General features: G+C 42.3%; 11 protein-coding genes. 3 read left to right on the forward strand and 8 right to left on the reverse strand.

All coding sequences use genetic code 11. The annotated features are described in order from the left end of the window. Positions 1-45: 45 nt before the first annotated feature. Genes J3P37_RS12350 through sufB form a run of 6 tightly spaced genes read right to left on the reverse strand, consistent with a single transcriptional unit; the run spans position 46 to position 5,684 of the window. Positions 46-357, reverse strand: a complete 312-nt coding sequence (locus J3P37_RS12350; RefSeq protein ID WP_256011503.1) for a DUF59 domain-containing protein — start codon at positions 355-357, stop codon at positions 46-48. Positions 358-361: 4 nt separating this feature from the next. Further along, positions 362-814 (reverse strand): SufE family protein, encoded by a 453-nt coding sequence (locus J3P37_RS12355; protein ID WP_256011504.1) that lies wholly within the window; start codon positions 812-814, stop codon positions 362-364. A 9-nt stretch (positions 815-823) separates the two neighbouring features. Then, positions 824-2,062 carry a cysteine desulfurase gene (locus J3P37_RS12360; RefSeq protein ID WP_256011505.1) on the reverse strand — a complete coding sequence of 413 codons (1,239 nt, stop codon included), beginning with the start codon at positions 2,060-2,062 and terminating at the stop codon, positions 824-826. A 10-nt stretch (positions 2,063-2,072) separates the two neighbouring features. Next, entirely contained in the window at positions 2,073-3,398 is a 1,326-nt protein-coding gene (gene sufD, locus J3P37_RS12365; protein WP_256011506.1) for a Fe-S cluster assembly protein SufD, read from the reverse strand. A 13-nt stretch (positions 3,399-3,411) separates the two neighbouring features. Then, positions 3,412-4,203, reverse strand: coding sequence for a Fe-S cluster assembly ATPase SufC (gene sufC / locus J3P37_RS12370; protein ID WP_256011508.1), 792 nt, complete (start codon positions 4,201-4,203; stop codon positions 3,412-3,414). 35 nt (positions 4,204-4,238) lie between these two features. Beyond that, entirely contained in the window at positions 4,239-5,684 is a 1,446-nt protein-coding gene (sufB, locus tag J3P37_RS12375; protein ID WP_256011509.1) for a Fe-S cluster assembly protein SufB, read from the reverse strand. A gap of 251 nt (positions 5,685-5,935) precedes the next feature. Between sufB and J3P37_RS12380 the strand changes: the two genes are divergently transcribed. Continuing rightward, positions 5,936-7,240 carry an O-acetylhomoserine aminocarboxypropyltransferase/cysteine synthase family protein gene (locus J3P37_RS12380; protein WP_256011510.1) on the forward strand — a complete coding sequence of 435 codons (1,305 nt, stop codon included), beginning with the start codon at positions 5,936-5,938 and terminating at the stop codon, positions 7,238-7,240. Between the two features lie 552 nt (positions 7,241-7,792). Here J3P37_RS12380 and J3P37_RS12385 read toward each other — a convergent pair. Beyond that, entirely contained in the window at positions 7,793-8,875 is a 1,083-nt protein-coding gene (locus J3P37_RS12385) for a mannose-1-phosphate guanylyltransferase (RefSeq protein WP_305121157.1), read from the reverse strand. Positions 8,876-8,942: 67 nt separating this feature from the next. Beyond that, a complete protein-coding gene (locus J3P37_RS12390) occupies positions 8,943-9,908 on the reverse strand; it encodes a KpsF/GutQ family sugar-phosphate isomerase (protein WP_256011511.1) in 966 nt (321 codons plus the stop codon). Between the two features lie 96 nt (positions 9,909-10,004). Between J3P37_RS12390 and recQ the strand changes: the two genes are divergently transcribed. Beyond that, positions 10,005-12,194 carry a DNA helicase RecQ gene (gene recQ / locus J3P37_RS12395; protein WP_256011513.1) on the forward strand — a complete coding sequence of 730 codons (2,190 nt, stop codon included), beginning with the start codon at positions 10,005-10,007 and terminating at the stop codon, positions 12,192-12,194. After that, positions 12,195-13,007 (forward strand): 3-deoxy-8-phosphooctulonate synthase, encoded by an 813-nt coding sequence (kdsA, locus tag J3P37_RS12400; protein ID WP_256011514.1) that lies wholly within the window; start codon positions 12,195-12,197, stop codon positions 13,005-13,007. Positions 13,008-13,087: the final 80 nt, after the last annotated feature.

A 13,087-nucleotide genomic window follows, 5' to 3' on the forward strand; every position in this document is an offset into this window, starting at 1 on the left:
AATTAAGTTTAATTTATAGACCGAGAAATTTACAACAGATTTCCCTTACAGGAATCCAAGCTCCAGTTTTGCAACATCCGACATCATTTCACGGTCCCAGGGTGGGTCCCAAACCACTTCTACGTGTACTTCATTTACCCCGGGAATTGCCCTGATCTTTCTTTCCACTTCCGCAGGAAGTGTTTGGGCAGCCGGACAACCGGGAGCTGTGAGGGTCATGACTATCTGAACATTGTTAATGGGCAGGATACGTGTTTCATATATAAGTCCTAACTCATAGATGCTTACCGGGATTTCGGGGTCGAATATGGTCTGTAAACACTCGGTTACTTTATCTCTAAGTTCAGCGGAATCCATAATATTATAAACTTTTGTCAACAGTGGAATTTATTGTGCTAAAGGCGATCGCATAGTTTTTCATCTGCCTGACCATGGCAAGCAGCCCATTAGACCGGGTTTGGGCGAGATGAGTGGTCATGCCTATCTCTTTCATAAAGTCGAGTTTAGAATTTAAGATCTCGGACGGTGAGTGGCCTGACAAAACGCGGATCAGCAAGCTGACCAAACCTTTTACAATCACGGCATCACTTTCCGCCTTATAGTAGATCTTACCATTATCGTATCTGGCAATCAGCCATACTGTCGATTGGCAGCCTCTGATCCTGTTCTCATCTATTTTATGCTCCTCTTCCAGCGGAGGGAGCTTTTTCCCGAGATCGATTATATATTCATATTTCTCTTCCCAACTGTCGAACAGTGCAAAATCCTCAATGATCTCCTGCTCGATCTCTGATATGCTTTTATCATCGTTCATAGGATTATGTCATAATAATATTTTTACGGCTTTATGAACCCCGGCCACCAGGGCATCCACTTCTTCAAAAGTGTTATACATGGCAAATGAGGCTCTCACTGTGCCTGGAATGTCGAAACGTTTCATCAGTGGCTGTGTACAGTGATGTCCTGTGCGAACAGCGATGCCCATATTATCGAGCAGTGTGCCAATATCAGAAGGATGGATGTTATCAATGACGAACGAGACCAGACTTACCTTGTTGTTCGCTTTTCCAATAATTCTAAGACCTGAGATATCTTCCAATTGCCGAGTAGCGTACTTTACCAGTTCTACCTCATGTTCTCTGATCAGGTCCTTCCCAATACTTTCTACAAAGTCGATCGCTGTTTTCAAAGCGATAGTATCTGCTATATTCGGTGTTCCTGCTTCATACTTATAAGGGAGTTCATTGTATGTAGTTTGCTTAAAGGTTACCTCATTGATCATTTCGCCTCCACCCTGAAATACAGGCATTGCTTCCAGCAGGTCTTTTTTCCCATACAGAACACCTACTCCTGTAGGTCCGTATATTTTATGCCCTGAAAAAGCGAAGAAATCGCAATCCAGGTCCTGAACATTAATATCGAGGTGAACTGAGGACTGTGCGCCATCAATTAAAACCCGGGCCCCAGCTTTATGAGCTTCCTCGATGATTTCTCTCACGGGATTGACTGTTCCGAGTGAATTGGAAACCTGAACGATGGAAACAAGTTTTGTGTGGGGGGTAAGTAGCTTTTTGAAGATTTCAAAGCTAAGCTCTCCATTGTCATCTACAGGGATGATCTTTAAAACAGCATTCTTTTCCTGACATAGAACTTGCCAGGGTACAATGTTAGAATGATGTTCCATTTCGGAAATAATTATTTCATCACCCTTGTTGATATTCTGTTTTCCCCAGGTATACGCTACGAGGTTTATTCCCTCGGTAGTACCTCTGGTAAAAATGATCTCGTCAGAAGAAGCAGCACCTATAAACCGCGCGATAGTTTTTCGGGTGGCTTCAAAAGCTGTTGTTGCTTCCTCGGCCATGCGATGGATGCCGCGATGGATGTTGGCATTATACCCTTTATAATAGTCACTTATTGCATCGATAACACTCAATGGTTTTTGAGCTGTGGCTGCATTATCGAGGTAGACCAGCGGATGGCCGTTGACCTGCCTTTGAAGGATTGGAAAAGCGTCTCTTATAGTATTGACATCAAGAGCCGGTGATACTGTGTTATTCATGATAATTTGCTCATTCGTTGATCAAAAGCCGGTCAGAAATCAATTGTTCAACATAATTTCGGAGCCGGTCGGGTTTAATCTGGACCAGGATATCCATGGCAAAGGCCTTTAGTAAAAGGGCTTTAGCGTTTTGCTGGGGAATGCCCCTGGCTTGCAGATAGAACATGGCATTTTCATCCAAAGTTCCAACGGTACAACCATGAGAGCATTTCACGTCGTCAGCAAAAATCTCTAACTGTGGTTTTGTGTTGATGCTGGCATGGTCTGAAAGTAAAATGTTTTTGTTAGATTGGTAAGCATTCGTTTTCTGCGCCAGACGTTCAACTTTTATCTTGCCGTTAAAAACGCCGGTAGCATATTCATCCATAATGCCTTTATAAAGTTCTTTGCTGTAACAATTGGGCTGACGGTTATCCACAAGGGTATGGTTGTCTACATGTGTTCGTCCGTTTATTAAATACAAACCGTAAAGGTGCGAATCGCAACCTTCGCCGTCCAGAATAAGATTAGTGTTATTGCGGATAGTTCCCCCATTAAGGGTAAGGCTTAATGCATGTACATAACTTTTGCCGGTTTGGTGAAAGTGCGTAGTGCTGATCTGGTTGGCATTAACAGTATTCTGTATCTTATAATATTCTACATAAGCATCTTTATTAACCACTACTTCCAAAACCTGGTTGCTGAGGTTATCCATGGTACCTATAGTTGCAAAAGTTTCGGTGATCTGTATCCTGGATCCTCCGGCTGCAAAGATTAAATTACGAGGTTGAGAAAGGATATGATTATCCCTCACGTCTGAAATATGGTAGAAATAAAGGGGACGGTTCAAATCGCCCGGCTGCTTAAGATGGGGATGCACATAAATAAAAACACCGTCGTTGATGAAAGAGGTGTTAAGTGCATGAATACCGTCTTCCAGGTAGCGGTTACTGTGTCCGAGATGTTGTTTAACTATCGCGGCAAAATCGCTTTTCAGAGCTTCCGGCAAGGAAATTACGATTAATTCATCATTGGACGACCTGATGGAAGAAAGGCTGGAAATAAAGCGACCATTCACAAAAAAAAGTTCATCTGCGTCGGTACTTCCCGGTAGGCGTATGGAATCCAGAAAGGACTGGTCAATGCCCGACAACGCAGACGCCGATAGCGCCTGTTGGTACTCGTTGTTAAAAAGATTACTAACATTGGTATACTTCCATTCTTCATGGCGTAAGCCTGGAATGCCCAGGCGAGTAAACCTATTGAACGCTTCGGTACGCAGGCTGGCCAGCTCATCGTTGGGATGACTGGCCTGAAGCTGGTCAAATCTTTTCTGAATGTAGCTGAGATCGATCATAAGATTTATTCAATCATGTTTTGGAAATATTTTCTGGTTGAGTTGCGGAGACAGAACTTTCTGATTCCTCCCGGATGAAATCATAACCTTTTTCCTCCAGCTCGAGAGCCAGGTCTTTTGTGCCTGATCTAACGATCTGGCCGTTGTACAGGACATGGACAAAATCGGGGACAATATATTCCAGTAGGCGCTGATAATGTGTAATAAGCAGGATCGCCCGGTTCTCATTTCTCAGGGTATTTACGCCTTTAGCAACAATGCGCAACGCGTCGATATCGAGACCGGAATCGGTTTCATCCAGAATGGCCAGTGATGGCTCAAGCATAGCCATTTGAAAAATTTCATTCCGTTTTTTCTCACCCCCCGAAAATCCTTCGTTCATAGAGCGGGTAAGCAGTGACTGATCCATATCTACCAGACGCATTTTTTCCTTCATTAACTTTAAGAACGCAACGGCATCTAACGGAGCCTCTCCATGATACTTCCTGTTTTCGTTGACCGCCGTTTTTATGAATTGTGTGGTGCTCACCCCTGGGATTTCTACCGGATATTGAAATGCGAGGAACATTCCTTCGTGTGCACGATCTTCAGGTGAAAGCTCCAGCAGGTTTTTTCCAAAGAAGGTGATGCGCCCTTGTGTTACTTCATATTCTTCTCGTCCTGCCAGTACTAATGCCAGGGTACTTTTTCCCGACCCGTTCGGGCCCATAATGGCATGGACCTCACCTGCCTTAATTTCCAGGTTTACGCCTTTTAATATCTTTTTTCCGTCTGTTTCTGCGTGTATATCTTGGATTAATAACATAAGAGTCTGTTTAAAGAATGAAATTACTATCAGCTTTATCCAACACTTCCTTCCAGATTGATTGCCAGAAGTTTTTGTGCTTCAACGGCAAATTCCATTGGTAACTGATTCATCACTTCTCTGGCAAAGCCATTTACTATCAAAGCAACAGCCGTTTCACTGTCTATGCCTCGCTGTTTGCAGTAAAAGAGCTGATCTTCCCCAATCTTAGAAGTAGTTGCCTCATGCTCAACTACCGAGCTGTTATTTTTTACTTCGATATATGGAAATGTGTGTGCGCCACAGCGGTCGCCTAATAATAGCGAGTCGCACTGCGAGTAGTTTCGGGCATTAGTAGCCCATTTACTGGCCCTGACCAGGCCCCGGTAGCTGTTATTACTGAACCCGGCAGAAATTCCTTTTGAGACTATACGGCTTTTAGTGTTTTTTCCCAAATGGATCATTTTTGTGCCAGTATCAGCCTGCTGATAGTTATTAGTCAAGGCAATGGAATAAAACTCTCCGATAGAGCTGTCTCCTTTCAGGATCACGCTGGGGTATTTCCAGGTTATGGCAGAGCCGGTTTCCACCTGCGTCCAGGAGATCTTTGATCTGTAACCCTGGCATATCCCCCGTTTGGTTACGAAATTATAGATACCGCCATGGCCTTCCTTGTCACCGGGATACCAGTTTTGAACGGTGGAATATTTGATCTCTGCTTTTTCAAGAGCTACAAGTTCTACAACAGCGGCATGTAACTGGTTTTCATCCCGCATAGGGGCGGTACATCCTTCCAGGTAGCTCACATAACTCTCATCCTCAGCGATGATAAGGGTTCGTTCAAACTGCCCGGTGTTTTCTGCATTGATGCGGAAATATGTGGAAAGTTCCATGGGGCAGCGTACGCCCTTTGGGATATAGCAAAAAGAACCATCAGTAAACACGGCGGAATTCAGGGCTGCAAAGTAGTTGTCGGTCATTGGAACTACAGAGCCGAGGTATTTTTTTACCAGTTCAGGATGATTTTGAATCGCTTCACCCATTGAACAAAAAATTATTCCTATCTCTTCCAGTTGCTTTTTAAAGGAAGTTGCTACCGAAACGCTGTCCATAACAACATCCACAGCAACTCCACTAAGACGTTTTTGTTCCTCAAGGGAAATTCCCAGCTTGTCGAAAGTGCGTTTTAGTTCCGGGTCGAGGTCGTCAATGCTGTTTAAACTTGGTTTTTGTTGCGGGGCAGCGTAGTAGATGATGTCCTGGTAGTCGATAGGGGGGTAGGCAACATTAGGCCATTTGGGTTCTTCCATTTTTAGCCAGCCTGCGTAGGCCTTGAGCCGCCATTCGAGCATCCAGTCGGGTTCTTTTTTCTTAGCAGAGATGAGGCGTATCACATCCTCATTAAGCCCTTTCGGTACCGTATCTGTTTCTATGTCTGTAACAAATCCATACTTATAATCCTTTAGTACAGTCTGTTGCAGAGTACTCAATTCATCTTTCATCACAATAGGATTAAGTCTTGTAATTGAATGTCTCAATGTAAATATAACGAAAATGTGCGGGTTTGTTTTATGTAATAGAGGATAATAACATTCAGTAAACAATTGAAAGCTATCAGTGCCGATTGAAAATGTAATGCAAGTGGAAATTTTTTGTTTGGCTAAAAATAAATTCGCTGATCAATCTATAAAACCTATAGATATTTTATATTTGTCTTTAACCTTAATTGAAGGAAAAAATTAGAACCAAAACTATGTCAGAGAAAAAACTCAAATTCGAAACCCTGCAGGTACATGCAGGGCAGGAAGCAGACCCTACTACCGGTTCGAGGGCAGTACCTTTGTATCAGACTTCATCCTACGTATTCAAAAGTTCTGAGCATGGCGCCAATTTATTTGCACTCAAAGAATTCGGTAATATTTATACACGATTGATGAATCCGACAACCGATGTTTTTGAAAAACGTGTAGCAGCTTTAGAGGGCGGAGTTGCCGCGCTTGCTGTGGCTTCTGGTCAGGCAGCTCAATTCATCGCTTTAAACAATATTCTGCAGGCTGGCGACAATTTTGTAACAACTTCTTTTTTATATGGCGGAACTTACAATCAGTTTAAGGTGTCGTTTAAGCGTCTTGGAATAGATGCCCGCTTCGCAAAAGGTGATGACCCTCAAAGTTTTGAAGAGCTGATCGACGAAAATACAAAAGCACTTTACCTGGAGTCTATAGGTAATCCGGGTTTTAATATTCCGGATTTTGAGAAGTTTGCCCAGCTCTCGCAAAAATATGATTTGCCTTTGATCGTAGACAATACCTGCGCAGCCGCTGGTTATTTATTCCGCCCTCTTGAACATGGCGCCCATATTGTGGTTCAATCTGCAACTAAATGGATCGGAGGACATGGTACCAGTATAGGAGGGGTGATCGTTGACGGCGGAAACTATAATTGGGGCAATGGGAAGTTTCCTCAGTTTACGGAGCCTTCAGATGGTTATCATGGGCTGGTCTTCAATGATGTGTTTGGTATTGGTGGTCCCTTTGGTAATATCCAGTTCATTATACGGGCGAGAGTAGAGGGATTAAGGGACTTTGGTCCGGCGGTGTCGCCATTTAACTCGTTCCTGTTTTTGCAGGGGCTTGAAACGCTTTCTCTGAGGGTTCAGCGCCATGTGGATAATGCTTTGAAGCTGGCCAACTGGCTTGAGAATCACGAACAGGTAGAGAATGTAAATTACCCTGGTCTTAAAAGCAGTCCTTACCACGAAAACGCTAAGAAATACCTGAAAAACGGATTTGGATCGGTGCTGTCTTTTGAAATTAAGGGTGGTAAGGATCAGGCAATCAAATTTGTTGATAACCTTAAGCTGATTAGTCACCTGGCGAATTTGGGGGATGCGAAGACTCTCATCATACAACCATCAGCCACCACTCATCAACAGTTGAGTGCAGAGGAGCAGATCGCTGCGGGAGTTACTCCAACACAGTTACGGATATCGGTAGGTATTGAACATATTGACGATATCACCGACGATTTGGAACAGGCTTTTGCAACCATCCGTTAAGCGAAGCTAGCCGCTTCTTCCGTTCCGGTGGGAGCCATGGGCCGTGTCCGCACACTTTTTTTCGGAAAGAAGCTGTGTGTATACATTTGTTTATTAATAATGTTTGCACGATGTTCATTTTTTTGTTGTTGATTATTAACTAGTTATAATTTTGTTTGAAATAATAAATATATTTTTTACATTTTTTTTGGAGATGAGGGCTTTATATCTATATTTGTGATGCCCTCCCAAAGGGCATGTTTTTCATAGGTAGATGTAGGGTCGAATACTAGTATTCGACCCTTTTTTTATAAAAAAATTTGAGGTTATGCGGAGGAGCGGAAACATTACAATAAAATGCTTGTAACGCAGGATGTTAGCACACGCGGTACTCGAGCGCTAGCAAGGGATTTAACGGATTAGAGACTTTTATTTTACTGAATCCTAAGAAATCCTTCGGAATTTTCGGACGGGATAGAAAAATATTTATACTTATGCTCTTAGGCTCTTTGGTATATTTAGGCTCTTCGGGATATTTATCCCGAAGCCCTATCGTAGGTTCCCCGAACCGCACTAAATATATTCCACACCAAATCGTGCTTTAACATCGGCCACAATTTGCTTGACGTTCTGTTCCTGGCTTTTCTGACAAACCATCAGTGTGTTGTTTGATTCAACGATTATGTAGTCATCGAGCCCCTGTAAGATAACCAGTTTTTCACCTGGTACATTAACCATGCAATTTGATGAATCGTACATGATCACTTTGTCAGAAGGAATTACAGCGTTGCCAACGTAGTCTTTATCAGCAAGTTCATAAACTGACGACCAGGTGCCGAGATCGGACCAGCCGAAATCAGTGGGAAGTACGTATACGTTATCGGCTTTCTCCATTATTCCATAATCAATCGAAATATTGGTGCACTGATAATAAGCGTTTTGAATAAAGGAATGTTCGGCAGGTGTATCAAATACACTTTCTCCTTCCTTGAAAATATCGTTTATATCAGGCAGGTATCTCTCAAACGAGCTGATTATTGCTTTTGCAGACCACACAAAAATACCGGCATTCCATAGAAAGTCCCCACTTTGAAGGAATGATTTAGCTATTTCCAGACTCGGTTTTTCGGTGAAAGTTTTCACCTTGTGGAAATTGTCCTCGAGGGTCTGGGCGTTGAATTGAATGTATCCATATCCGGTATCAGGACGTGAGGGTTTGATACCCAGGGTGATCAGGCAGTTGTGTCTCTTGCTTACTTCGAGGGATTTGTTGATATCATTTACGAATTCCTCGGTATTGAGGATCAGATGGTCTGATGGAGCTACCACGATGGAAGCATCAGGATTAAGGATGCTTATTTTATGGCAGGCATATGCAATACATGGGGCTGTATTACGCATAACAGGCTCTCCTAAAATCTGGGTTTCATCAATTGCAGGGATTTGTTCCTTTACCAGGGATTTATAAATGTCATTTGTGACTATATAAATGTTCTCTGCCGGCACAATTTTCAGAAAACGTTCATATGTATTTTGTATGAGCGTTTTTCCGGTACCTAATATGTCGATAAATTGTTTTGGATGAGCAGTCCGGCTTATTGGCCAAAACCGGCTTCCGACTCCGCCAGCCATTATAACGGCATAAAAATCTTTCATTATAATATTCCTTTTTTGTTTGCAATGAATATCATGTTTTGATATGATAGTTCACCTGATTTATTAATTATATAATTCCCTCTTTCAGTAGGTCGTGTAAATGGATAATACCTTTGTAACTACCATCTTTTGTTACTATTAATTGGGTTATGTTATTGCTTCTCAATATACTGAGCGCATTCACAGCAAGCTCATCACTATCGATTAGCCGCGGGTTTCTGCCCATTATATCTTTTGCTGTTAATTCTGCAAATGACTCAAATTTTTCCATCATTCTACGAATATCCCCGTCTGTGATAATTCCCAGAATCGTGTCGCCTTCAACTACAGTTACTGCCCCTAAACGGTTTCGGGTAATTTCCAAAATTACATTCCTGATAGCTGCGTCGGGATCAATCTGAGGTTTTTCATTGTGTATGTACAAGTCGCTCACCTTTAGATACAAGCGCTTGCCCAATGACCCACCAGGGTGATATTTAGCAAAATCAGCACTGCTAAATTCCCTGCATTCAAGCAAGCATACTGCAATCATATCGCCCATTATGAGTTGCGCTGTTGTACTCGTGGTTGGCGCCAGGTTGTGCGGACAAGCCTCCATGGAGGTTGTCGTGTCGAGAATGTAGTCTGCCTGGAGGGCCAAAAATGAATTAATGTCGCCCACCATTGCAATTACGGTATGGCCGGCTAATTTTAGTAAGGGGACTAATACTTTTATTTCGGGAGTATTCCCGCTTTTCGAGATACAAATTACCGTGTCGTTCTGTTGAATTATTCCGAGATCTCCGTGAATGGCATCGGCTGCGTGCATAAAAATAGAGGGTGTACCTGTTGAATTTAAGGTTGCTACAATCTTTTGTGCAATGATCGCGCTTTTTCCGATTCCGGTAAGAATAACTCTGCCTTTAATATTCAGCAGATGGTTGATTATCACCCCAAAGTCATTATTTATTTTCGAAGATAACGAAGAAATGCCTTCAAGTTCTATTTTGAGTGTTCTTTGTGCGATTTGTATGATCTCGGATATAGTTTTCAAATAAAGATTTTTTAAATAAAAGTATCATTTTCCGCCAAAAATATGTTATTTTGACCTAAATTTTAGCCTTTCTAAAATAATTTCCCGGTGAGGACGATGGAGATAAAGAAATCATTATTCGATAATTTACAGAACTTTTTTGGCTTTGATAACTTTAAAGGAGAACAGGAAGCCATTATAACTAATATTTTACAAAAGAAAGATACGTTTGTAATTATGCCTACAGGCGGTGGTAAATCAATATGCTACCAGCTGCCTGCTTTAATGAGTGAGGGGACGGCCGTGGTAATTTCTCCCTTGATTGCTCTGATGAAAAATCAGGTTGATCAATTGAGAGCATTTGGTGGAACAGAGAGCATTGCTCATTTTCTCAACTCTTCTTTAAATAAGGCGGAGATAACCAAGGTTAAGCAAGACGTATTGAGTGGCGAAACAAAGCTGCTTTATGTGGCACCTGAATCTCTTGCAAAAGCGGAAAATATTGATTTTCTGAGACTAATAACTGTGTCATTTGTTGCCGTGGATGAGGCGCATTGTATTTCTGAGTGGGGGCATGACTTCAGGCCGGAGTACCGGAAGATCAGACAAGTGATCAGCAGTATCGGCGAAAATATTCCTATCATTGCATTGACTGCCACTGCAACTCCAAAAGTTCAGCAGGATATTATCAAAAACCTGCAGATGAACAATTCCACACTGTTTAAGTCGTCATTTAATCGCCCCAACTTGTATTATGAAGTAAGGGCAAAGCGAAACGTGCTTAAAGAGATTATCCGTTTCATTAAAAACCACCCGGGCAAGACGGGAATTGTATATTGTCTTAGTCGTAAAAAGGTTGAGGAGGTTGCTGAAGCCCTTAACCTGAATGGTATAAAGGCGCTTCCTTATCATGCGGGTCTCGAACCGAAAGTTCGGGCTGAAACTCAGGACAAGTTCCTAATGGAGGATGTAGAGGTGATTGTAGCAACAATTGCTTTCGGAATGGGGATCGATAAACCAGATGTCCGGTATGTTATACACCATGACATTCCTAAAAGTATGGAAGGGTATTATCAGGAAACCGGGCGCGCAGGCCGGGATGGTGGTGAAGGCGTCTGCGTGGCTTTTTACTCTGAGAAGGATATTGATAAGCTTGCCAAGTTTATGAAGGATAAACCTGTTTCCGAACGGGAAATAGGAACTCAGATCCTGAAAGAGGTGATTGATTATGCGGAATCTGCGGTATGCAGGCGTAAGCAGATCTTACATTATTTCGGCGAAAACTTCAGTGAAGATAGCTGCGGTGAGATGTGCGACAATTGCCGGGCAGAGAAGACACATTTTGAGGGAGCTGACAAACTGCAGCATACGTTGCGAATCATAGAGGCTCTCGGTGAGAAGTTTGACGACCATCATATCATAAGCTTTATGATCGGAGAGGAAACTCCTCAGATCGTGGCTTATGACCATAATAAACTTCCTGAATTCGGAATGGGTAAAGAAGACGGGATTTTGTTATGGAAGTCGCTGCTGCGCCAGACATTATTGAGTAATTACGTTTCGAAAGATATAGACAATTACGGGTTGTTAAGGCTTACACCTGCCGGAAAAGACTTTATTGTTAATCCTTATACTGTTCGCTTTGTATTAAACAGGCAAATGGACTCTGCCGAGGATGATTCCGAAGAAGGAGGACAACAAGGGGGAGGAGCTTTGGATACGGAGCTTCTGAAAATGCTGAAAGAACTCCGTAAAAAAATTGCAAAGCAAAAAAATCTGCCGCCATTTGTTATTTTTCAGGATCCGTCATTGGATGAGATGTGTACGCATTATCCGGTTAGTATTGATGAGCTGAAACAAATTCAGGGCGTAGGTTCTGGTAAGGCACTTAAGTTCGGTGCTCCATTTATTGAACTTATTAAAAAGTACGTTGAGGAGAATGATATAGATCGTCCGATAGATCTGGTTATAAAAAGTGCTGCAAATAAATCGGCATTGAAAGTTTCGATCATTCAAAATATAGACCGGCAAATTGCTCTTGACGATATAGCTTCAGCCAAAGGCATTACTTATGAAGACATTCTCCGTGAGGTTGAATCCATAGTTAATTCAGGCACCAAGCTTAACCTTAACTATTATATCGATGAAATGATTGATGAAGACCGGCAGGATGAGGTGTTTGATTATTTCAGATCGGCTGAAGTGGATTCTATCGATGAAGCGCTTAGGGAGTTGGGAAGTGATGATTATACTATTGAAGAATTGCAGTTGATGCGTATTAAATTTTTATCAGAACTTGGTAATTAAATGATCCAGAATATTCCTCAAATCAAGCACACGAGCAGTAATAACTTCTTTCTGATGGCTGGTCCCTGTGCTATCGAGGGCGAAGAAATAGCGATGCGTATCGCTGAACGTATCGTCAATATCACTGACAAACTTAATATCCCTTTTATTTTTAAAGGGTCTTATAAAAAAGCTAATCGCTCCCGTATTGATTCATTTACCGGAATTGGTGACGAAAAAGCGCTTAAAATTCTGTCTAAGATCAGCGCAGAGTTCGGGGTGCCTACAGTTACTGATATTCATGAAAGTGCCGAAGCTGCAATGGCGGCCGAGTATGTAGATGTCATACAGATCCCGGCCTTTTTATGCAGGCAAACCGATCTGCTGATTGCCGCTGCGAAAACCGGTAAGGTGATCAATATAAAGAAAGGACAGTTCTTATCTGCAGCATCTATGAAGTTTGCCGTAGATAAAGTTGTCGATTCTGGTAATTCCAATGTGATCTTAACGGATAGAGGCAATACTTTCGGATACCAGGATTTAATTGTGGATTATAGAGGTATTCCCGAGATGAAATCTTTTGGGGTTCCGGTTGTGATGGATTGTACACATTCATTACAGCAGCCAAATCAATCATCCGGCGTGACAGGTGGTAAACCTGCATTGATTGAAACAATTGCAAAAGCTGCAATTGCTGTGGGAGCTGACGGGTTGTTCATAGAAACGCATCCCGAACCTGAAAACGCTAAATCGGATGGCGCGAATATGTTGCATCTGGAATTACTTGAACCATTATTGGAGAAACTTTTAAGGATTCGACAGGCAATTATTTAGCTAACGAAAAATAAAAATGGCCGGCATGTTGCCGGCCATTTTTATTTTTGCTCTTGCTGACGCACGCTTGCCGCGTGTGC

The sequence above is a fragment of the Desertivirga xinjiangensis genome, assembly GCF_024436435.1.
GTDB lineage: Bacteria > Bacteroidota > Bacteroidia > Sphingobacteriales > Sphingobacteriaceae > Desertivirga > Desertivirga xinjiangensis.